A 23,596-nucleotide genomic window follows, 5' to 3' on the forward strand; every position below is an offset into this window, starting at 1 on the left:
CTAGCCAAGAACAATGAAGATGATTGTGCTAAAGTAGGTTATTTACATCGTATGAGGAGAAATTTTTACAAGTAAAGCTAAAATAATAAGCCAAAGAATGACGAAAATAACCGCAAATTTTCGTATTCTTTGGCTTTATTAATTTCGTTGTCTTATTTCAACTAAACGAATTATTTTTTACCCGTCTATTTTTAGTGGGTTATTATTATTTACCGTAAACAATCGTATTGACAGTTGATTTATCTAATCCTTTTAATGTTTGGATCAACATTTCTCTGGCAGCTTCAAAGTCACGAATACTAAACATCGTTTGGTGCGTATGGATATAACGTCCAACTACACCGATCACTGTACTTGGGATCCCTTCATTTTGTGTATGCGCAGCCCCTGCGTCTGTGCCACCTTTTGAAACAAAATATTGATAAGGAATATTGTTAGTCTCAGCCACATCTAATAAATACTCACGCAATCTTGGTAACATAATCAATCCTGGATCTTGAATACGCATCAGCGTGCCTTCTCCTAAATGACCGAATGTACCATTTTTCGTTACTGTATCATCTGCTGCTGAACAGTCAACGGCAAAGAATAAGTCAGGTTTAAATTTATTGACTGAAGCTTTTGAACCACGCAAGCCGACTTCTTCTTGAACGTTTGCTCCAGCAATCAATGTATGACCCAACTCTTCATTTTGAAGTGCTTCTAGTGCTTCTAAGACCATCGTGCAACCATAACGATTATCCCAAGATTTACTGATAATGTTTTTGCCATTTGCTGTTTTGACTGTTTCAGCAAAAGGAACGATGGTATCACCAGGTAATACCCCAAAGCTTAATGCTTCTTCACGTGATTCAAAACCAGCATCAAACAAGATATCTGTTACTTCAACTGATTTTTGACCACTAGTTCCACGTAACAAATGTGGAGGAACGGAGGAAGAAATACATGGATAGTTTTTCCCAGAAGAAGTTTTCAAAGTGTAACGTTGTGCAGAAACAACATAAGGATTCCAACCACCTAAAGGAACTACTTTGAATAAGCCGTTTTCTTGAATCTGAGTAAGCATAAAGCCAACTTCATCCATGTGAGCTGCAACCATCACGCGTGGGGCATCAGCATTCGCATGTTGACGTAAGCCAAAGATACCACCTAGGCCATCTAGCTGCAATTCATCCACTAAAGGTTCCATATGTGCTTGCATGTAGGCACGAATGTCTTGTTCAAAACCACTTGTTCCTTGAAGCTCTGTTAACTCTTTGATACGTTGAAATGTTTTTTCATCCATAATAATGTTCGTCTATGATTCAGACTATGCTCCTCTCAAAATAATAGTTGATTGGCTACTATACACTTAGTCAATCACTCACATTTATTATAGCTTATTTTTATAAGTAACGGTTATTTATTTCATAGAAAAACTCAGAGTATGGTAGAATAAATGAAGAAGAATCTTTTTGGATAAAAAGGAGGTAAGACGTATGTATGAAGAATGCGAAATAAGCAATTTTAAAAACGGTCTTGCTGTAGGTATTGGTCTAGGATTGTTGAGTGGTATTACCTCAATGATTTGGTATCAGCGCAAGAAGACATTGTCAGCTGATCAAGTTTTGAATCATATCAAAGAGTCATTTTTAAAAGAAGGCTCAATTGAAGGTTCTTGGATTTCATTCGAAAAAGAACCTACCAGAAAATTTGCCATTCATTCAAAAGCCTATCGTGGTGGTATTTCTCGTCTCGAAGATGGAGAAGTCGTTTGTTACGAATTTTTAGCTGATGCATATACCGGTACGGTGTTAGAAATTTCAAGAAAAAAAGTGAATTGAACAAATGAAGTAAATAATCAATAAATATCCCTTTTTCAAAAAAACAAATTTGTTTTTTTGTAGGGGTCTTTTTATAGTAAGCACCATCAAAAAGAAGTGAAAATTCTCTATGGGAGCTAGTATTTAAACAAGTGATACGGTATTCTTAAAAGAGATTTTGTTTTCGATAATTTAAGGAGAGTGAAAAATGGAACAACAAGAAAAAATTGCTGTTCTGATTCCTTGTTATAATGAAGAAGCGACGATTTCAACTGTCATTGCCGACTTTAAACGAGAGTTACCAGAAGCAGAGATTTATGTTTATGATAATAATTCAACAGATCGTACTTATGAACTTGCGGTAGCGTGCGGAGCGATCGTCAAAAAAGAACCCAGACAAGGTAAAGGTAACGTCATACGTCAAATGTTTTTTGATATTGATGCTGATTATTATCTCATGGTAGATGGGGATGACACATACCCCGCTGAAGCTGTTCATGGATTATTGGATAAGCTTCGTTCTGGTGAAGCAGACATGGTTATCGGTGATCGACTTTCAAATGGAACATACTTTGATGAAAATAAACGCCCTTTTCATGATTTTGGTAATCATTTAGTCAAAAATACGATCACACGTCTATATAAAACAAAAATTCGTGATGTCATGACGGGCTATCGCGGATTTAATCGAATTTTTGTCAAAAGTTTCCCTATTATGAGTTCTGGTTTTCAAATTGAAACAGAATTAACCATTCATGCTTTGGATAAAAAATTCAAATTAGTTGAATTGCCCATCGATTACCGAGATCGTCCTGAAGGAAGCGAATCAAAATTAAATACCTTTTCAGATGGCTTCAAAGTGATCATGATGATCATTAAAATGTGGAAAGATTATAAACCGTTGATGTTTTTTGGCATCTGGACATTGTTCTTCTTTGTGTTTGGTCTATTTACAGGTGTACCAGTCTTACGTGAATACATGCTAACTCATTTTATTACTCGGGTTCCTTCTGCTATTTTAAGTACTGGCTTGATGATACTGGCCTTACTCTCGTTAGTTACAGGACTTATTTTAGATACTGTGGTCACGAACGCTAAAAAAGATTATGAATTAAATCTCTATCATGTTTATCATGAATGCAAAAAAAAAGAACAACGAAAATAAAAAAAGGCTGGGGACAGACGAACCCAGCCTTTTTTAAGAATCCTATTACTGTGTTAAAAAATTATTTTGCCGTCCGTATTGTCACGAATTTAGCTGTGACATATTCTTCTACGCCATAGGTACCATTTTCCCGACCAAATCCAGAATGCTTCACTCCGCCAAATGGTGTCGCTGAGTTCGAGATTGCTGTATCATTGACTCCGACCATGCCATATTGTAGTTTGTTGCTGACATTAGCAATCGTATGGATATTAGTAGAAAAGAAGTAAGAAGCTAAACCAAACACCGTATCATTTGCATCTTTGATCACCTGCTCTTCTTCTTTAAAAGTGATTAATGGGATCACTGGTCCAAATGTTTCTTTATAAAAGATCGCCATTTCCTTTGTCACACCGTCCAAAACCGTTGGCTCAAAGAAAAAACCATTGGCAAATTCACCTTTTACTAATCGATGACCACCTGAAAGAATGGTAGCTCCCTTTTCAACAGCATCTTTTATTTGCTCTTCTACTTTTTCAACGCCTTCTTGATTGATTAAGGGTCCCGTAGTAGGGTCAGCTAACCCATTACCTACTGTAACTTTTTTGATTTTTTCTACAATCAATTTTGTTGCTTCTTCTTTAATGTCTTCATGTAAGAAAATACGATTGGGAGAGGTACATACTTGACCATTATTAATAAATTTTGTTTTGATCAGCTGGTCTGTCGCTAAGTCTAAATCAGCATCTGGAAAAATAATAAATGGCGCATGTCCACCTAATTCCATTGAGACTTTTTTCAACGTAGAAGCAGCTTGTTCGTTTAAGATTTTTCCCACTTCTGTTGAACCTGTGAATGTAATTTTTTGAACATCCTCAGATTCTGTCAAAATTTTGCCAATGGTTGAAGAATCCCCCATCACAATATTTACAACTCCATTGGAAAATCCAGCTTTTTCAAAGAGTTCCATCAAAGCTAATGCAGAAAGTGGCGTAGCTTTTGCAGGTTTCAAAATAACCGTACAGCCAGCAGCAATTGCAGGTGAAATCTTCCGTATAATCATATTTGATGGAAAGTTCCAAGGCGTAATCGCTCCGACTACTCCAACTGGTTCTTTACGAACTTGCCATTCATTGGTCGCAGGTGCTGGAATAAGATCACCTAAAATTCGTTGCCCTTGTGCCGCATTCCAGCGCAAATTCTCCACATTTGTTTTTATTTCAGCTGTTGCTTGAGCGATTGGTTTTCCTTGTTCCATCGTCATAATTGTCGCTAAACGCTCGCTATCTTTTTCTACTAAATCTGCCATTTTATTCATTAATTTTGCACGTTGAGCAGGAGATGTTTTCGACCAGCTTTCAAAAGCCTGATTGGCAGCTTGAATGGCTTTTTTGGTCTCACTTTCTCCTCCTTTTTGTACATTTGCTAAAATTTTTCCTGTCGCAGGATTCACTACTTCAAACGTGCCTTCTGATCCTTCTAGCCATTTGCCGTTGATATAAAGACGAGTTTCGACTTTTGGTAAATCTGTTTTTGCCATGTGTCTATTTCCTCCTTTATGTTCGGTACAAGACTACCCTAACATTGTTAAAAACAAACCTCAAAGCATACGCATCCAAACATACGAAGCATCATTTTTTTAAGAATGACCTCAGTCACGCAAGCATTGATGAAATGAAAAATGATTGATTCGACACTCCTATTTATTCATTTAAGAGGGGGATAGTTTAAAGTTTCGCCACTCCAAAACCATTATATTTTCCACACTTTTATAGATTTTTATTGAAAATATTATATGATAGTAAAATATTTGATTTTGGAGTGATAAAGTGTGAACAACGACAGATACAAACAATTAAAACAAGCAGAGTTAGGTGCAATCATCAGTATCGTTGCCTATATTATTGTTTCAATATTGAAATTAACAGTAGGGAATATGGCAAATTCTGAAGCATTGAGAGCGGATGGTTTGAATAACTTTACCGATATTTTAGCATCAGTGGCGGTATTGATTGGTTTGAGGATCTCAAGAAAGCCAGCAGATAACGAACATCGCTATGGACATTGGAAAGCCGAAAATATCGCAAGCCTAGTGACTTCTTTTATTATGTTGTTGGTTGGATTGCAAGTATTGTATTCTGCTATCATGTCAATTGCAGACAAAAAAATGGAGACCCCAGATATGACAGCAGCTGTTGTCGGTGTTCTCTCGGCTATTTTGATGTATGGGGTGTATTCTTTTAATAAAAGATTAGCTGCTAAGGTCAAAAGTCCTGGTTTACTTGCAGCAGCAAAAGATAACCTGAGTGACGCTTGGACAAGTATTGGGACTGCTGTAGCCGTTTTTGCCGCTTCTTTTAATTTAGGATGGCTAGATAGTTTAGCGGCTATCATCGTTGGTTTATTGATTTTAAAAACAGCCATTGATATTTTTAAAGAAAGTTCGTTTTCTTTATCTGATGGCTTTGATCAAGAAAAATTAGATCAATACAAACAAATAATAGAAGAAATTCCTGAAGTCCAAAGTGTGAAAAGTATCAAAGGGCGTACGTATGGATCAAACACCTATGTTGATATTATGGTCACAATGAATCCAAATCTAACAGTAAAAGAAAGTCATGCGGTGTCTGATTTAATTGAAAATACATTATTTGAAAAATTTCAAGTCCTTGAAACAGATGTCCATGTCGAGCCTGATAGTGAAGCTTAGACCCTTATATTTAGTATAAACTGATACCTCGTTTGTGGGTTGATCAATAAAAAAGATGATGCCTCTTTTATGGTAAATATAAAGAGAAGCACCATCTTTTTTTATATTTTTTTCTTAACTACTTTATTTTTCAAATAGAAAATTTGAATGGCATTTTGTAGCTATATCTTTCGTTTTTCTTCAAAAAGTTATTCACTTTTACGCTCAGGACTTTTCCATGTCCCACTACCGTAACCTAAAATGGTTTTTACTGCTGTATATTTAAGATTTTTTAACTAAATAAACCGCCCCAATATTTTCATTGGAGACGGTTTAAATGATGGACCTATGATTTATCTAATTGCGTAATAAGGATCGTTTTCATTCCCCGAGAAATGGCCGTGTACATTTTCTTTCTTTCACGAGAAGCATTGGTTGGTTGTTTTGACAGATAAAGAACGACATGATCAAATTCTAAGCCCTTAGAAAGACTTAATGGCAGAACTTGGATGTTTTTATTCATTACGTCTAATGTTTGGCGTAATGCTTCAGCATCCCCATCATCGAAGGTAATAACGGTTAAATTCTCATGATCTAAGTGTTGTTGCCTGTCATTTATTTTGTTTACCCATTGATCAAAAGTAGTAAAGGTAAAAAATTCTGGTTCTTTTCCGTGAGGTCGGACAGGTATAATCGCCATTGTTTCATCTTCACCAGAGTATTGTTTAAACAGATTGGTAATGGCACCTGTGGAACGATAACTATTGACTAAATCATAGCGAGTCACGAAACGATTGGTAGCTAAAAAACAGTTTTCAATTTCTTCAAAGGAACTGGCAGAATTAAAAATCGCTTGATTCTCATCACCTACAAGCGTAAAACGAGTTTTTGGAAAGACTTTCAGCAACAATAATAACTGAGCAGACGTGTAATCTTGGATTTCATCAATCAACACAAACGTCTCTGATTTCGTTCTTTTTTCAATCATTGTATGGCGAATGTGTAAACGAGCAACTGCTTCATCTAAAGTGAGTGGCACTTTTGGCACATACTCTTGATTCGTACAAGAATGATAAATCGTCTCAAGCATTAAATGCTCATCAATAAAAGCCATCTGATTCAATTGCTCGGTTATATGTTTATATTTTCGTTCAAGTAACTGTTTCCCGTAGATGACTAACTGTTCCTGTGATTCATCAGTGATCAGTTGATGAAAGTATTTTTGTTGTGTTTCTTCGGGTAATGAAAGCAATTGATCTTTGATTGTATTGCTATTTGCTTGTTTTAACAAACGTTCTTCCCAATACCGCAACAACTGTTCTTTGGTGGCTTGGAGTTTTTCTCTCAGCTGTGGGTAATTTGGTGTGTTACGATAGATTTTCTTGATCACTTCTTTTGAAATCACTACTTTGTCTTTCTTTTTGATGTCTAAAAAGAAATCTTCACGAGCAGCAAACAAGGAAGTAGATTGTTCGATTTGTTCAATAAAGGGACGACTTCTTAAAATTTCCGTTTGTTCATCTATTCTTTCTTGCGAAATCCGCTGAAAATAGCTCTCTTCTTGTTCGATTGGTTCAGAAAAAAGCTGACCGATAAATTGAAGCATCGTTAAATTCAGCGGATTCTTCTCTCCTAATGAGGGCAGAACCTTAGCGATATAATCGATAAATTGGTGGTTAGGCGATAAAATCAACACATCATCAGAAGATAATTGTTGTCGATATTGATAGAGTAAATAGGCGATTCGTTGCATGATCGTTGAAGTTTTCCCACTTCCAGCTACTCCATTGACTAAAATATTTTTGCTGGTTGTATCCCTGATAATGGTATTTTGCTCCGATTGAATAGTCGCTGTGATTGCCTTCATTTCAGATGTTTCATTTTGTTCTAAAGCATCTAGTAACACGTCATCTTGAATGGCAACAGACGTATCAAAAAAGTGAAGCAATTGATTTTTTTCAAGATAAATTGGCGCCGTTCATGAATATTCACGTCAATAGAATGCTGATTAACGATATAAGAAGAACGTCCTAATTCATTATTATAAAAAAGCGAAGCGATTGGGGAACGCCAATCATAGATTAAGGTTTCTTCTTGGCTATTCGTAAAGTTGGCTGTACCGATATAAAATGCTTCTTTGTCGTCTGTGTCCTCGTCTAAAAAGTCGATTTCTATTTTTCCAAAATAAGGATTCAATAATAACCGTTCCACTTTTTTCAATGATTCACTGGCAGACTGGATTTTTATATTCAATTGATCAATTTCTCGATTTTTCATTTCAATCATTGAATAAGTATCTAGGTTATCTAAATAACTATCAAAATTAAGGCGGATATCTTCTGACATCGTCTGGAGAGAGTCCATTCCAAAAGCATTTGTTTCTTTTAACAACTGTTCGTATTCTGCTTTCTTTTCAAGTAACTGATGATAAACGACTGCAAGATGTTCTTCTTCAAGTTTCCGTGTGTTGACCATACACATTCTCCTTTTATATAAAGTTGTGGAACCGAGTAGTTTATCATTAATTGAATAAGAAAACAAGAAAAATTATTTATTTTTGTGGATCAACTATTTCTTCCGGACGAACCGTATGATACAAGGCAAATGCGCCATCTAAGTTTTTCACTTTAAAACCCGCTTGCTTCAAGATGCGTTCAGCCAAATAACTGCGTAATCCGCTATGGCAACTAACCACATATTCTTGTTCAGGATCCAGTTCTTTGATACGACAGCGTAATTCATGTAAAGGAATATTCAAAGCCTTTTTAAATGCTCCATTTTTTAATTCTTCTTTGTTACGAACATCCAATAATATTTTCCCATTAGCTAAAGCGTCAGATAATTCATGCCATTGTACCATTTCACTGAGTCCTTCTGCTACATTCATCGCAACATAGCCCAACATGTTCACTGGGTCTTTCGCAGAACCAAATGGAGGAGCATAAGTAAATTCTAATTCTGGTAGATCAAAAATAGTTAAATTCCCCTTGATTGCTGTAGCTAAACTATCTATTCGCTTATCCACGCCTTTTTCCCCGATTCCTTGCGCACCATAAATCTCCCCAGTCTTAGGATTAAAAACTAGTTTTAGCAAAATATCTGTCGCTTGCGGATAATAACTCGCATGGTCTTTCCCTGAAACATGCACTACGGAAAAAGGTAAGTTGGCTTGTTTAGCCATTTTTTCTGTTAAGCCGGTTGATGCAGCCGACTGATCAAATACACGTAAAATCGACGTTCCCAAGCTTCCTTGATTTTTTCGTGGGATTCCTGCAATCGTATCAGCTACTTGACGTCCTTGACGATTAGCCGGAGAAGCAAGCGAAATCAAGGCATCTTCACCTGTGATTTGATGTTTGACGATGATCGCATCACCAACTGCATAAATGGATGGATCACTTGTTTGATATTGTTCATTCACAACAATTCCACCACGCATACCTGTTTTCAATCCAGCCATTTTGGCCAAATTACTATCTGGCTGCACACCAACCGATAAAATCGTGAAATCAGTGTGAATCGTTGTACCATCGTTTAGCCGTAGTGTTTGTCCATTATTTTCAAATGCCGTCACAGCACAATTGGTTCGGACAGTGACTTTTTGTTTCGTCAATTCATTTTGAATATAACTCGCCATTTCTTCATCTAAATTTGGCAAAACGTGTGAAGAGAGTTCAATGATGGTTACTTCTAATCCACGTTTTTTCAAGTTTTCTGCCATCTCAAGTCCAATAAATCCTGCACCCACGACGACTGCTTTTTTTGGTTGTTTCTCAAGTTCCTCCATTACTAAATCAATATCTGGTACATTCCTAATCGTATAAACATGGTCTGCTTCATCCAAACCAGCAATTGCAGGTTTAAATGGTTTTGCTCCTGGCGAAAGAAGCAAGACATCATAATTTTCTAAGCTTTTTTTTCCACCAAAAGTAACTTCAATTCTTTTTTTCTCAGGAAAAATGGCGGTTACTTCATGATTAGGACGTACATCGAGTTGAAAACGCGCAGCCAGTGTTTCAGGTGTTTGTACTAAAAGGGCGTCTCTTTCTTTGATTTCACCAGAAAGATAATAAGGTAAACCACAATTAGCAAAAGAGACATACGGCCCTTTTTCCAACACCACGATTTCAGCCTCTTCGTTTAATCGACGCAATCGAGTTGCAGCAGACATGCCCCCAGCAACGCCACCTACAATAATGATTTTCATTTTATTTTCCTCCTACTGTTGGTTCAAACCATTGATTCATTCCACCACGTACATTCATAACATCATATCCCATTTTCTTCAATTCTTTACTTGCTTGTTTGCTACGCATGCCAGACTGACAAATAACATAGACAGGTTCACTTTGTTTTCCTTTAAAACTTACGATACGCTGTAAAGGAATATTGATTGCTTGTTTAATATGCCCCCCTCGGTATTCCATTGGTGTTCTTACATCAATTAATTGAATCGGATTTTTCAATTTCTCCTTTAATTCAGTTGTTGAAATTGATTTAGTTGGTTGAAATAGCCCCATTGTATCTACCTCCATATTTTTATTCTCTAAAATACCTTACGGGGTATATTCAATACAAAAAAATGGGATTTGTCAACTTTTTGATTTTTAAAAATCTACTAACAGTTTCATTCTTTACAAAATATACCATTATAGGGTATTATCTCAATAGAATCAAAAGGAGGGGTTTAAATGGAAATGAATAACAAGAATATTATCAATCGCCTCAAACGTACAGAAGGTCAAGTTCGCGGTATTCAAAAAATGATCGAAGATAATAAAGAATGTATGGACATTATGACTCAATTAAGTGCTGTTCGTTCTAGTATTGATCGTGTGATGGGAATGATTGTTGCTGAAAATCTAAAAGACTGCTTTGAGCACCCAGAAAATAGCCCTGAAGAACAAGCAAAAAAATTAGAACAAGCCATCAATATGATTATTAAAAAATAAGGAGCAAAATCAAATGAAGGTTGTTTTCCACATTGATGAATTAACCAAATGGCAAGAAACCAAAAATAATGTCAAAAATCTATTGAAAATCGCTCCTGAAGCAATAATCGTTGTGAGCGTCAACGGTCAAGGAATCACAGGTTATCTTGACCCTGTAAATGCAGAATTTCTTGAACTAGCGGTCACTTTTCATGCCTGCGCCAACGCTTTAAAAAGCAATGGACTATCAAAAGAAGCATTGCCTACTAAAGTAAAAATAGTACCTGCAGGAGTTTTAGATCTCATTGAGTTACAAGAAAAAGGTTTTGCGTATATCAAACCTTAAAAAACTGACCTTCTAAAAAGTTAAAATTTCTCTAACTTTGAAGGTCAGTTTGCGTTTGCGATGAATACAATTTTAATTTATTTTTTGCAGAAAATAGTTTTCGCTTACTCTTTGAATAATTTTAGGGATTGGATCGTTATTTTTCATTAACTAACAGCACTACTTTAATAATCTTCGGTATTCTAAGATATATAAAATGAATGATTGAAACAAGCTATAGGCAATCACACCAAATATCCATTTGATCTCAGTTTCTGATAGTTTAGGAAACAGCAATAAAATAACCATACCACCATAGATAACTGCTGTTGCTAATTTGCCGTACCATTTTGCACCATCTAATTTTACATTTTTGCTTAAACCAACCATACCTGCGATAAGCATAAAGCCTTCTTTCACAAGAAATAAACCTAAAACCCACCAAATCAGTGGCTGTTGCCACGCCATAGATAAAATCAATACCAGCTGTGTCAGTTTATCTGCCACTGGGTCTAATATTTTCCCTAATTCTGTCATTTGGTTGAATTTACGTGCAATAAAACCGTCTAAAAAATCAGTTATCCCTGAAATTACAATGACAATACCTGCATAAACAAAAGATTGTTCAAGAACAAAGTAAAGATAAAGTGGTAATAAAAAAACACGGAAGATCGACAATAAATTAGGAATCGTTCCTATTTCTTTTTGCCAGTTTGATGTCCATTTCATTGGATACAACTCCTTTGTTCCAGTTTAACCTAAATCAAGACAAGTGCCAATTTTTTCCATGTTACAAAATTGTTAGTCGTTTTCCCCTTGTTTTTTTACTTTACGTTCCCGTGCTTCTTTTAACAATTGTTTGTGCGCTTTTTTTGATCCACGGAGCAAATCCTTTTCCCTTTTTCTTGTTTGAAAATCCGTAAATAACTGATCGAGCTCATACCCGTCTGGATAGAGTTGTTCTGCTGACATCTTTAAGTTGAGTCGCTTGCGTGGCACCATTATCATTTCTTTATTTAAGTAGATCGTTATCATTTCCTCACCCATATCTTCATACACTAAAGCTTCTTTTTGGTGCATCGTTGAAAGTACTCGATCTCCTTTTGAAAATAGTTGCTTTTTCTGTTTTATAGTTGGCTCTTTTGCTTTTACCACCTTAAATTCTTTTTTCTTTCTTTGATAATCTTTGTCATGAATATAGTGATTTGCTTGCTGGATCAACTTTTCGGACATATTCATCTTTTTAGCAATCCACAGTGCTTGACTTTCTCCAGTTTCTCCCACTTGAAGCAAATACTTTGGTTGTAATGCTTCTCGGTCAAAGGCCATTGCTGCTGGAATGAAATCTTCGTGGTCATTAGCAAACTTTTTGATTTCACCGTAATGAGTGGTCGCTACAATCAGTGCTCCTTTTTCATACATGGTTTCCATGATGGCAACAGCTAAAGCTGCGCCTTCATTTGGTTCGGTTCCACTACCAATTTCATCAAGTAAAACAAGTGTATTTCTTTTTACTTTACGTAGAATTTCTGCGATGTTTTGCATGTGGCCAGAAAACGTACTTAAGGCATTCTCAATATTTTGTTGATCCCCAATATCTACAAAAACTTCATCAAATACCGCTAATTCCGTCCCTTTTGCTGCAGGTACTTGTAAGCCAAACATGGCCATCAAAGTGAGCAATCCTACCGTTTTCAATACAACCGTCTTACCCCCAGCATTGGCACCAGTAATCACTAATCCACGGTAATTGTTTCCAAGTTCAAAATCTAAAGGCACCGCATCTTCTGGTAATAAAGGATGCCTTCCTTGTTTGATTTTAATGTATTCTGCTTGGTTCACTTCCGGTGTAACACCTTGAATTTCACGGCTATATTTTCCTCTAGCAAAAATAATATCTAACCTTGTGACTGTTTCAATGATCAAGTCAATTGCTTGTTCTTGTTCGGCCAAAGCACCTGTTAGAAAGGCAAGAATTTGATATTCTTCCGCTATCTCTTCGGCTTTTAGTAACTGGTGATTCATACTGGCTTTTTCTACGGCTACGGGTTCAATAAAAACAGTGGTTCCTTTATTTGACTGTTCAATGATATTTCCAGGCACTTTGTTTTTGTAACTAGCTTTAATAGGAATTGTATAATGTTCCCCTTTTTGAACAATCATTGATTCTTGGATCATTTCTTTATTATGCGGATGTCTCAAGAATTTCAACAAACGATCTTGGATTTCTTTTTCTGTTTGTTGTAATTGTTTGCGTACTTTACGTAAATTCCGTGATGCGTCATCACTGACTTTTTGATTCTTGATTTGTTGATAAATCAACTCTTCGATTGTTAATAAATCAAGCATGTTCTTACTATAAGCATGTAATAATGGGGTTTGATATTGATTTTTTTCAAAGAATCGTCGGATCATTCGGCTACTTCTTAAAAAATCGGCATACTCGATTAATTCCGCAGGCGTTAAGATCAAGCCTTTTTTCACTTGGGCTGTTAATGTATCAATTCTGGTCAATCCCATAAAAGGAACATGCTGATGACTGTCTAATATCAAGCGTGCTTCTTTCGTTTCTTCTTGACGTGTTCTTACTGTTTGTAAATTGGTTTGAATCGTCATTTCTTCAATACGCATTTTACTGTATTGTCCAATAGCACGTTTTTGGACTTCTTTTTTAATTTGTTCAAATTGTAATTGATCGATTGTTTGTTTCATATTCTCTCCTTTGATTGAAGAGATACCTGTCCTAAAATAAATAAGACCTAGTAAAAAATAAAAGAATGGTTTACATCTTAAATAAGACGTACCCCATCCTTCATCATGACAAATTATTGGTTTTGACAGGTATCATCTATAAGCATGCCAAATAAGCTTCTTGCTTTATTGGCTATTCAACTTACTACATTAGATACCTACTACACTCATCAAAATACCTCATTCATCTAGGTTTTATTTATTTTCACTCTAACTATAACAAGTTTGTATTTTAACGTCAATTGATATAGAGAATTGTTTTATTTAAATAACATTTCCTTTTTTTGGTGCTGTACTTGCCAATAGTAATTCGTTCCAGATTTGTGGATTTATTTATTAAAGAATTGATGTTATTAATTATCCACATCAATTTTCATTAGTCTATTTATAGAACAATCTTCTCGCTAATTAGACGAAGAATACTATATAAATTATTTGTTTTTTTATGTTATAATCAAGGGGTAGAGAAGTGAAAAGATGGTGGCTAATCTCTTGAAAAAGGGGTGATGCCTATGGTTCATCGCTTTATCCCTAGAAGGGAGTAGGCAAGTGTCAACTTTTGAAGCAATTCAGCTGATGATCGCTTTTGCGACGTTAGTTTTGCTGATAATTGACTATAAGGACAAAAAATAACCATCTAAACACTTTGACAGGGCGTTAGATGGTTTGAAAAACAATTAATAACTGTCACCGTCTTTTTAACGGTTCTACAACTGGGGCTATGTTCGCGCATAGCTCCTTTTTCATCTTTATTATAGCTTATCTCATTAACCATTACCAGTACAATATACATTGCAACGTTTTTCCAGATATGAGAAGAATTTATACTAACTATTAAGTACAGATTTTAGAAAAATATTGCTAAGTATCTGACAAAATTAGAACAAACGTATAACGTCGAAATAATGATTTTAGATACTAATTAAAGTTAGAAACACAAGTATCTCATTTTTTTATTAGAGCTAAACAGTTTCCTCACACCCTCTGATAAATGGCGTTCAAAGAACTGATCATCAGCAATAAATCAAAAATCTCAAAATATGAAAATCCATTTTTCTCTGCGAGTTCTTACTGCTTGAAATACTTCAAACCTTTTTACACTCCTGATAAACGATGTTCCAGAGCCAGCTCCTCGGTAGGAAGTCAAAGTTAGAAAAAAGAAAAAGCCATTTTTCCTGTTGCCTCCTTACTACTCGGAGCTAAGCGGCTCTGTCACAACTTCTAATCCACGGCGTTCGCAACCTTCTTAAACCATTAACATATACATACCTACTGCAATGATTGCGCCTGCCATTGGGGCAATTACTGGTACCCATGAATAGCTCCAATCAGAGTCTCCTTTATTGGCAATTGGTAAGACAGCATGGGCGATACGTGGACCTAAATCACGAGCGGGGTTGATGGCGTAGCCTGTAGGTCCCCCTAATGAAAGACCGATGGCTAAGATCAAACCACCTACAGCAAAAACATTGGTTCCATCGGCAAAAGTGTTTTGCCCAAAGGCTAATAGTCCTAAAACTAAAACGAAAGTACCAATTAATTCCGTAATAAAGTTTGCTGGATAATTACGAATCGCAGGTCCTGTAGCAAACGTTCCTAAAATGGCGCCTTGATCTTTGGTTACATTCCAATGAGGCAAATAAGTTAGCCAAACAAGAACCGCTCCAACAATTGCACCTAACATTTGAGCAATAATAAAAGGAATCACTAAATTCCAGCCAATGGCACCAGTCATGGCCATTGCTAATGACACAGCTGGGTTTAGATGAGCGGGTCCCATAAATCCTGAAATATAAACAGCCATGGTCACTGCGAGTCCCCAACCAAACGCAATCACAATCCAACCAGAAGCCTGCGCTTTACTCTTATTCAAGTTAACCGCAGCACATACACCATCACCAAGTAATACCAAAATCATCGTCCCAATAAATTCACCCATCATCTGTGTCATGTCTGTATTCATTTATTTTTCCCCCTTTAAATCACGTAAATCCGATTCAGCAATTAATTCTTCCAAATGTGTCTCTTGACGTGTTTTCTCTTCTGGCGACCAAGCAAAGTAAGCCGCAATAGCATCAATAATTGGTTGTTTAATAGCATCTAGTTGATCTCTTTCAAAAAGTAAATGATTGGTTCGACGAATCAAGTAATCACCAGGCGTCAATACCATTTCTTCTTCTAATCCATAACGCAAACGAGCAGATTCAGCTAAACTTAATCCCTCATATGGTGCCATTTCTTTTGCTAAAGCAAAAATCTTTTTCGCATTTGTTCCATAAAAATCGGCTATATATCTGGCATCTTCTTCTGTTAGACCAGCTTCTCCCCCTATTTTCGTTAATTCTTCCACTGTTTCTTCCAGTTTGGTTGGATCAAAATCCCCACCAGATACTGGATAATGCTTGGAATCAATTTCTTTTACGGTCATCTTGTATTCCTCTTTTAGTAGCTGGCGGATAAGTTTTAGGGCGCCTTCTGCCATTTTGCGATAGTCAGTGATTTTCCCGCCTGACAAGGTGATTAAGCCATCTGGTTCTCTTTCTAATGAACTGCCTCGAGAGACCGTTGAAGGTGCTTTTTCATCCCGACTATTTTCTAAATGATTCAATACGTCTTCCACTTCTAAGCGAGAGGCTTTGTTTTCTTTGTATTCTGTTACCGTGTCAATGACTTTATTAAAGCTTTTATCTGAAATTGAACCGTTATCCCCACCGTTATAGTCAGAACCAGCATTGCCAATCAACAATGGTCGTAATCCCGCCCAACTTGCTTCCACATCTTCTAGTGTGATATTCGCCTCTGGATAACGATGATTGATGACTTCTAATAAATAATCTACATCTTCTTGCGTTACCTTTGGATCGGTATAATCACCTTGATAGTCCGTATCTGTCGTACCAAAATAGGTTTTATTTTCTCTTGGAATCGCAAATACCATTCGACCATCTTGTTTACCTGTATCAAAATACGTGGGTTGTGGAACCGGTAATTTCTTCGCATCGACCACTAAGTGGATTCCTTTGGTTGGACGCATTTTAGGTAATACTGCTCGTTTGAAGTTTAAATTACGAATCTTGTCTACCCATGGTCCACTCGTATTGATCACTAATTTCGCTTTGATTTCCACCACTTCATCTGTCAACAAATCACGTGCTTTTACTCCTACAATTTGATCTCCTTCGTATAAAAAGCCGATCGCTTTCATTTTACTTACGAGATATGCACCATCTTCTGCTGCCTTTTTGATGTTATCAATTACTAACCGAGAATCATTGTTACGAAAATCTAAATACACGCCCGCTCCTTTTAAACCTTCTTTTTTCAAAAATGGTTCACGTTTTAGGACTTCTTCTGGTGTTAAGGTATAATTTTCGTATTTTGTCCCGGTGACGTTAGCTAATTTATCGTAAAGATCCATGGCCACTTTAACTGAAAAGAGGTTAAACGTGGTAGCTCCTTCGTCATCATAAATAGGTAATAACATCGGATCTGGTTTTGGAATGTGTGGAGCAATGCTTTGCACCACTGCTCGCTCGCTCACCGTATCCGCTACCACTTCTACGTCAAAGGTTTTTAAATAACGAATCCCACCATGAACTAGTTTAGTGGAACGTGAAGATGTTCCTTCTGCAAAGTCTTGCATTTCGATCAAACCTGTTTTGATTCCAGATGCAGCCGCTTGAAGTGCTACACCTGCGCCTGTGATCCCCCCACCAATAATGAGCAAATCCAATTTTTCTTGTTGCATTTTTTTAATACTTTCTTCTCTGGTTCCTCTTGAAAACATGCGATTCCCTCCCTTTACTCAAATGCTTGGGTAGCTGCTACCGCTTTTTTCCAGCCACTGTACAATTTTTCTCTTCGTTCTTCTGGCATTTCAACTTCAAACATCTTACCAGCTTCATAAAATTCTCTAATTTCATCTGTATCTTTCCAAAAACCAACAGCTAATCCTGCTAAAAAGGCGGCACCTAATGCAGTTGTTTCTAGATTTTCTGCCCGTTGGATCGGAATGTTTAAAATATCAGTTTGAAATTGCATCAAATATTCATTGTTTGCAGCGCCACCATCCACTTTCAACACAGGTATTTTAATTCCCGTATCTTCTTGCATCGTATCAATGATGTCTCTCACTTGATAAGCAATTGATTGTAATGTGGCTTTGATAATGTCTTCTTTTGTCGTTCCACGTGTTAAGCCAAACATCGATCCTCTTGCGGCTTGATCCCAATAAGGAGCACCTAAGCCAACAAAAGCAGGGACAACATAAACTTCATCTTCACTTGTTGAACGTTTTGCCGCTTCTTCAGAATCACTGGCTTTTTGAAGCATTTGTAATCCATCTCGCAACCATTGAATAGACGATCCTGCGACAAAGATACTTCCTTCAAGGGCATAGTAAACCTTTCCATTTATGCCATAGCCAATGGTTGTCAAGAGATTGTTCTTAGATAACTGAGGTTCTTCCCCTGTATTCATGACGATAAAAGAACCGGTTCCATAAGTATTCTTGACCATACCTGGTTCAAAAGCCATTTGACCAAAAAGGGCCGCTTGTTGATCTCCTGCCATCCCTGAAATAGGAACTTCACTCCCATAAAAATGATACCCTTGTGTATACCCATAAATTTCAGAATTTGACGTCGGTTTTGGTAACATTGACCGTGGAATATTCAATAAATCAAGAATTTCTTGGTCCCAATCAAGGTCATGGATATTAAAAAGCATCGTACGGCTGGCATTGGAGTAATCAGTCACATGTGCTTGCCCATCCGTTAATTTCCAAACCAACCAAGAGTCAATGGTTCCAAAAAGCAATTCTCCTTTTTCCGCCCGTTCTTGAGCTCCTTCTACATGATCGAGGATCCAACGAATTTTAGTAGCTGAAAAATAAGCATCAATCACTAATCCCGTTTTTTTATGGAAAAAATCTTGGTACCCTTCTTTTTTTAGCCCCTCCGCAATTTCTGCAGATTGACGAGATTGCCAAACAACCGCATGGTAGATAGGACGTCCTGTGTCTTTTTCCCAGATTACTGTCGTTTCACGTTGATTAGTGATCCCAATCCCAGCAATTTGGTTTGGTTTGATTCCCGATTCGATAAATGCTCCGGCAATAACGGATTGCACGGAATTCCAAATTTCATTTGCATCATGTTCGACCCAACTTTCTCTAGGAAAGTATTGGGTGAATTCTTTTTGGGAACTACCGATATGTCTACCTTTCTTATCAAAAATAATTGCACGAGAACTAGTAGTTCCTTGATCAATTGCCATGATATATGTCGATTCTGTCATTCTAATCTCCTCCATTGTTTGCAAACGCTTTCTTATATGTTTTTATCTTACACTGATTTATTTTTAAGAAACTGCCAGAAAAACAATAATTCATTCTTTTTTTGACAGTTTTTTAATTTTTCGCTTTTTTTGCTTGTTCAATTTTTTGTTTCAGCCTTGCAATATCATAAGTTGAAGCAAACTCAGATAGATAATAATAATTTTGTTGCGGTTCTTCTTGATTAAATGTAATGACTAAATCATAGTTTTTTCCTTTTTGTTTGTTTTCAATTTCGATCCCACTGATACCTTTTAACTCGCTTAATAAATATTGCTGAAAAGCAATCCGATAAATCGGCAATGTATGAATATCAATACCAATTTTGACAGACTTGGCAATATAAAAATCAATCATCATCAGTATATTGGCATACTCGATCATTAAATAATTTAAAGCAGATGCTTCTAATTGTTTGGCTGATAGTTGAGCGATTGTTGTTTCTTTTAATCGTTCTAATAACTGACTAAGAGACTGTCCTAACATCTTTTTTTGTTGCGCTAAGAGATGCTTCTCCTCATAGATCATCATTGTGCCTTGAAAAAAGTAGCATTCATTATGAATTTGCGCCAACTGATAACCAACCGCTTTTTCTTCCTTTATTTTCAAGCGTCTTGGACGATAATGCCACAACATTGTTTCCCGAATATAAGTATCCAATACCGCCGTTGGTAATTTCTTGCTTCTCGTTAAATCATATTGATAGAATTGTTCTTCATCCAATACAGCAAACGACACGAAAAAACTATAAAACATCAACGCCTCATACCCACTTAAATCCGCTGCTGTTCGACTTAAATAAAGGGATAGAATCGGATCAATCGCCTGATACAATCGATCTTTTTGATATAGCTGTTTCTTTTCCTTTAATGTATCAAATGTTGTTTTTTCACTTAACAGACGTTTTCGTGTGATCCCCAACCAACAAGCAATCTTTCTCGTTGCCTCTACGGTAAACGTGGTTTCTAATCCTCGTTCCAGCCCTAAAACAAGTGGCGCTTTATGGATAGGTTGTCTTAAAAACTGTGGGCGTTGTGATTCAGGAATAAATTGGAATAATACAAAATAAAAATATCGAACTTGTAATTCTTCGCCGTAGAGTTGTCCATTTTTGATCTGAAGTGAAAACTCTCGCAACAACTGATTGAGTTCTTTGATTTTACGAAAAACAGAGGATTCACTAATATTAAATGCTGTTGCTAAGCGAACAATTGAAGCTTGATGGTGTTCTAATAAATAAGTAAGTAAATTGAACTTCAAACTTTGTTGAACTAAAAAGATAAGAATCTTTTCTAAACTATTATCATCCGCTAATTCTAATACCAATTGAAATTCCGTTCTTTTAATCGCCACTTTCTTTCCCATCATCAAGCCAATCACTGAAATTTCTTCGAGGTATTGATCAAAGGCAGATTTAGAAAGACCCACTTTCTCCCTTAATTCGTTCGTAGCCACAATGCCACCTTGTAACACTAATTCTCTAAGAATTGTGATCTGTAATTGTTCTTTTTTTTCTAGCAACTGTTCAATCTTCATCGATTGCATCCACCACCTTTATCAGTTGGCTAGGCATCCGATATTCTGGTTGAAAGAACCATTCATGTTCCAGCATTTTCTTTAACGTCCAACCCTCTTCCACAGCAAGCGTCAATCGATCCAATAAATAAAAGATTTCTTCTTTACTATAAAGTTGTGCTCCAAGCACGTGTCCTTTTTCATCGCAAATCACTTTGATCTTTGCCTCTTGTCGCCTCGTAGCAGTCAATTGGACAACCAAGTATTTTTTAAATATTTTCTGTGGGTAAAAAATACTTTCTTCTTCGGTTAAGCCAACACTTCCGAGAAAATACCCAAACCAATGATTGCCAATTGCTCGATAAGTCCCTGGATCTTTTTTAGGATTTCCACCAATCGTTTGACTGACAACTTGCGCTGTCCGTATGGCATGATTGACTAAAGAAACATACATTTTTTCTTGGGTCGGTTGAAAGGTTGCTTGGATGGCATCACCTATAGCATACACGTCCTTAGCAGATGTCTGTAAGTAGTCATCTACCCAAATTGTGCCATCTTCATTTAACTTTAGTTGCTCTTGAAACATGCGATGTTCTGGTCGTGTGTGATTGGCTAACAGTACCAAGTCATAGCTTTCTTTTTTTTGATCCGTCACAACTATTACCTGTTCTTCTTCTACCAGAGAATGGACTTGTTCATTTAAAAAAAGCTGAATTTGTTTATTTAGTAATTCTTGCCTTAATGGTTCAACCATTTCAGGATCAAAGTAACGAAACAACAAATTTTTGCGACTCTCGTAAAGATGCACGTCTTTTTTTTGTAGATACATCGCTTCTGCTAACTCTAACCCGACTTGTCCCGCTCCGATAATAGCAATCTTTCTTGCTTTTGCCATTCTTTCTTCCAGTGATGCATTCAAGCGCAACTCTTTCACTGAGCAGATTTTAGAACTGTTTGTTACATTTCTAAATTGTTGGCTTGATCCGGTCGCAATCACTAACGTATCAAAGGAAATCTGCCTGCCATTTTGGATAAATAATTTTTTCGTAGCGATTTCTAGAGAAACTACCTCCGTACGTACTTGAACGTCTATCGCATATAACGCTTCCAATTCCTCTTTTGACGTCCAGTAAAGCTGTTCTTGATTGCCGATTTCTTTTTTTAAAAATAAATTTATACCACTTGGGATAAAGCCAATTTTTTTTTGTTTTTCAATTAATATAATTTCACTATCTGGACAGCTCTTACGCAGTGACATAGCGGCATAGATCCCCGCAAAAGAACCACCAATAATTACGATTCGCATTCATTCCCCTCTTTTCCAACATCCTAATAGAAGAGTATCATGTAACCGCTAATGTTTCAAAAAATGTACTCAAGGAAAAGAACAAACTTCGCTTTATTCCTTCTAGAAAAAGGGAGAAAAAAACACCAGACGATCTTTTAATTTAGAAAGATAAAGGCCTACTAAAAACAAACATAACAATAATTTTATAATTAAAAATAGATGTTATTTTTATATTATTTTTTCCATGACGATTATGAACTCATTTCCAACGATTATGATGTTAAATAATTAGAAATAGCTTATTTTAACAAGGTTTCCACTATAATAAAAAGAAGTTTTTTTTATTATTTATTTTTTAAATAATATAGATTTCGGAAGTTATTTATAGGATAATATTAAATGTAAGCGAATACATCAAAAGGAGGGTTGTACTTGTTGCTCGTTGCTTGGGTTTGATAAAAAAGGAGAAAAAATGAAAAAACGAAATTGTCTATTCCTCACGTTGTTGTTACTGATGTCTGTTGTCACGTCCCCTTTGTCTGTTTACTCACTTGCAAACACTGAACCACCAGCTACCGTACCAGAAGAATCACTCGTAGTCACTCAACAGCTTCCTGAGATACTCCAGCCAGAACCTCAAAGTCTTGCAGGTTCTGTCACCTTGTTTAATAATATTTCATTTTCACAATATGCGGTTGCCTTACCTAGTACATTAACTTTAGGTGCTAGTTTTTTAAGTACAGTTGCTGCCCCCATCATTATTCCAGCCATTCTTGGCGCCAGTGTGGCCTATGGTAGCCTTCAACTTGGGAATCAATTAGGAGTGATGACCAGCGACTTGCTTCAAACCTCTACTGGTCTGAGAGAATCCTTAGCTGCCGATCCCACACTCCAACAAGAGCTCTCTGGGTTTGCTCTATCGGGGATGGAATCAACCACCGGCACCTATAATTTTTCTCAGAACTTACAAACACGCTACGCCCAAGATTTAACAAGCCATGCCATCATGCGAGAATATTTGACTGGTACAGGAGATTATGGCGCTTATGGTTTAAGCATTAATGACAATATCAACATTACCCGCAGATATATTGATTACAATGTCCTTTGGTCCGAACGAGAACGAGCAGCGATCATCGGTCGCGATGCTTCTGTAGCGTCTCTCCCATACGCAAATGATCAATTTTTTGTGTTAGAAGGTATTAGATTAGCCGAGACCAGCCGTGGCAGTAATCAAACGATCTTAGAAGTCGTTGGACGAGCTTATATTGAAACTGGCGATTCTCAATCTTTTCTTTATGAAAAAGAACTAAGTATTCCAATGACGACCGCCTTGGAACAACTGACCACGTTAGAAGCTTTTCTTGATTATGTTCAACGAACCACGACGTTTACAATTGGCTCGATCAGTACTCCTTCAAAAGACGAAGCCATTGAAACCGCCCAAAAAATGGCTAAGCAATATCAATCACGGACAAAACAAGTCAGTGAAGACTTAGCCAAAGCACTAGCACCTTCTAATAACGGGCTAGATTTTGATCCATCTGGCATGATTGCGACTTTGTATGGGCAAGCTATTGTATTAAATCAAGCAGGCCAATTTATCTATGCCACCACCAAAGAAGCAGTGCCTACGTACCTTTGGGATGCCATTGAATTTTCCTATAGCGCCACTGCCATTCCAGCAGACGATGCCATTACCATTGATGGTAGACGTGGGGTGTTAGATGAAAAAAACGGGGATATCATTGACGAAAAAACCAAAAAGGTGCTAGTCAAAGGTGCCATGGGCGTTACGTGGACCGCCCTCAGTATG

The 23,596-nt window shown here is 36.8% G+C and carries 18 protein-coding genes and 1 pseudogene; 7 read left to right on the forward strand and 12 right to left on the reverse strand.

What is annotated here, in order from left to right:
• Positions 1 to 205 precede the first annotated feature (205 nt).
• The gene (pepA, locus tag EVI01_RS08460) at positions 206 to 1,285 is read right to left on the reverse strand and encodes a glutamyl aminopeptidase (protein WP_010750283.1); all 1,080 of its coding nucleotides are present in this window, start codon (positions 1,283 to 1,285) and stop codon (positions 206 to 208) included.
• A gap of 193 nt (positions 1,286 to 1,478) precedes the next feature.
• On the opposite strand from pepA, the gene EVI01_RS08465 reads away from it, so the two are divergent.
• Both EVI01_RS08465 and EVI01_RS08470 read left to right on the forward strand, forming a co-directional pair.
• Positions 1,479 to 1,823 (forward strand): PepSY domain-containing protein, encoded by a 345-nt coding sequence (locus tag EVI01_RS08465; protein WP_010750282.1) that lies wholly within the window; start codon positions 1,479 to 1,481, stop codon positions 1,821 to 1,823.
• Positions 1,824 to 2,010: 187 nt separating this feature from the next.
• Positions 2,011 to 2,967, forward strand: a complete 957-nt coding sequence (locus EVI01_RS08470; protein ID WP_010750281.1) for a glycosyltransferase family 2 protein — start codon at positions 2,011 to 2,013, stop codon at positions 2,965 to 2,967.
• 61 nt (positions 2,968 to 3,028) lie between these two features.
• Here EVI01_RS08470 and EVI01_RS08475 read toward each other — a convergent pair whose 3' ends face one another.
• Positions 3,029 to 4,486 (reverse strand): NAD-dependent succinate-semialdehyde dehydrogenase, encoded by a 1,458-nt coding sequence (locus tag EVI01_RS08475; RefSeq protein ID WP_010750280.1) that lies wholly within the window; start codon positions 4,484 to 4,486, stop codon positions 3,029 to 3,031.
• A gap of 291 nt (positions 4,487 to 4,777) precedes the next feature.
• Here EVI01_RS08475 and EVI01_RS08480 point away from each other — a divergent pair, with 291 nt between their 5' ends.
• Positions 4,778 to 5,656: a cation diffusion facilitator family transporter gene (locus tag EVI01_RS08480; protein ID WP_146811608.1), complete on the forward strand. Its 879-nt coding sequence runs from the start codon at positions 4,778 to 4,780 to the stop codon at positions 5,654 to 5,656.
• Positions 5,657 to 5,981: 325 nt separating this feature from the next.
• On the opposite strand, the pseudogene EVI01_RS08485 reads toward EVI01_RS08480, so the two are convergent.
• The 3 genes and pseudogenes from EVI01_RS08485 to EVI01_RS08495 all read right to left on the reverse strand — a co-directional run bounded on the left by EVI01_RS08485 (position 5,982) and on the right by EVI01_RS08495 (position 10,155).
• Positions 5,982 to 8,110, reverse strand: a pseudogene (locus EVI01_RS08485) (HelD family protein).
• 76 nt (positions 8,111 to 8,186) lie between these two features.
• Positions 8,187 to 9,842, reverse strand: coding sequence for an FAD-dependent oxidoreductase (locus EVI01_RS08490; protein ID WP_010750276.1), 1,656 nt, complete (start codon positions 9,840 to 9,842; stop codon positions 8,187 to 8,189).
• A gap of 1 nt (position 9,843) precedes the next feature.
• Positions 9,844 to 10,155, reverse strand: coding sequence for a rhodanese-like domain-containing protein (locus EVI01_RS08495; RefSeq protein ID WP_010750275.1), 312 nt, complete (start codon positions 10,153 to 10,155; stop codon positions 9,844 to 9,846).
• Positions 10,156 to 10,326: 171 nt separating this feature from the next.
• Here EVI01_RS08495 and EVI01_RS08500 point away from each other — a divergent pair, with 171 nt between their 5' ends.
• Together EVI01_RS08500 and EVI01_RS08505 are read left to right on the forward strand one after the other, a co-directional pair.
• Complete coding sequence (locus EVI01_RS08500) at positions 10,327 to 10,587, forward strand: metal-sensitive transcriptional regulator (RefSeq protein WP_010750274.1); 261 nt, start codon at positions 10,327 to 10,329, stop codon at positions 10,585 to 10,587.
• A gap of 13 nt (positions 10,588 to 10,600) precedes the next feature.
• Positions 10,601 to 10,912 (forward strand): DsrE family protein, encoded by a 312-nt coding sequence (locus EVI01_RS08505; protein ID WP_010750273.1) that lies wholly within the window; start codon positions 10,601 to 10,603, stop codon positions 10,910 to 10,912.
• 159 nt (positions 10,913 to 11,071) lie between these two features.
• Here the strand turns inward: EVI01_RS08505 and EVI01_RS08510 are convergent, their stop codons facing one another.
• Positions 11,072 to 11,620 (reverse strand): CDP-alcohol phosphatidyltransferase family protein, encoded by a 549-nt coding sequence (locus EVI01_RS08510; RefSeq protein ID WP_010750272.1) that lies wholly within the window; start codon positions 11,618 to 11,620, stop codon positions 11,072 to 11,074.
• Positions 11,621 to 11,692: 72 nt separating this feature from the next.
• Positions 11,693 to 13,603 carry an endonuclease MutS2 gene (locus EVI01_RS08515; RefSeq protein ID WP_010750271.1) on the reverse strand — a complete coding sequence of 637 codons (1,911 nt, stop codon included), beginning with the start codon at positions 13,601 to 13,603 and terminating at the stop codon, positions 11,693 to 11,695.
• Positions 13,604 to 14,191: 588 nt separating this feature from the next.
• On the opposite strand from EVI01_RS08515, the gene EVI01_RS14270 reads away from it, so the two are divergent.
• Positions 14,192 to 14,275, forward strand: a complete 84-nt coding sequence (locus EVI01_RS14270; protein ID WP_369886505.1) for a putative holin-like toxin — start codon at positions 14,192 to 14,194, stop codon at positions 14,273 to 14,275.
• 613 nt (positions 14,276 to 14,888) lie between these two features.
• Here the strand turns inward: EVI01_RS14270 and EVI01_RS08520 are convergent.
• The 5 genes from EVI01_RS08520 to EVI01_RS08540 all read right to left on the reverse strand — a co-directional run bounded on the left by EVI01_RS08520 (position 14,889) and on the right by EVI01_RS08540 (position 21,798).
• Positions 14,889 to 15,605 (reverse strand): MIP/aquaporin family protein, encoded by a 717-nt coding sequence (locus tag EVI01_RS08520; protein WP_010750270.1) that lies wholly within the window; start codon positions 15,603 to 15,605, stop codon positions 14,889 to 14,891.
• Entirely contained in the window at positions 15,606 to 17,429 is a 1,824-nt protein-coding gene (gene glpO, locus EVI01_RS08525) for a type 1 glycerol-3-phosphate oxidase (protein ID WP_010750269.1), read from the reverse strand.
• Between the two features lie 14 nt (positions 17,430 to 17,443).
• Positions 17,444 to 18,940: a glycerol kinase GlpK gene (gene glpK, locus EVI01_RS08530; protein WP_010750268.1), complete on the reverse strand. Its 1,497-nt coding sequence runs from the start codon at positions 18,938 to 18,940 to the stop codon at positions 17,444 to 17,446.
• A 112-nt stretch (positions 18,941 to 19,052) separates the two neighbouring features.
• Complete coding sequence (locus EVI01_RS08535) at positions 19,053 to 20,513, reverse strand: AcpB/EbpR/MafR family transcriptional regulator (protein ID WP_010750267.1); 1,461 nt, start codon at positions 20,511 to 20,513, stop codon at positions 19,053 to 19,055.
• Complete coding sequence (locus tag EVI01_RS08540) at positions 20,503 to 21,798, reverse strand: FAD-dependent oxidoreductase (protein ID WP_010750266.1); 1,296 nt, start codon at positions 21,796 to 21,798, stop codon at positions 20,503 to 20,505. The genes EVI01_RS08535 and EVI01_RS08540 overlap by 11 nt, the downstream gene beginning before the upstream one ends.
• Positions 21,799 to 22,252: 454 nt before the next feature.
• Here EVI01_RS08540 and EVI01_RS08545 point away from each other — a divergent pair.
• A partial coding sequence (locus tag EVI01_RS08545; RefSeq protein ID WP_146811610.1) for a hypothetical protein occupies positions 22,253 to 23,596 on the forward strand: 1,344 nt, incomplete at its 3' end.

This window comes from Enterococcus villorum (genome assembly GCF_007990225.1).
GTDB lineage: Bacteria > Bacillota > Bacilli > Lactobacillales > Enterococcaceae > Enterococcus_B > Enterococcus_B villorum.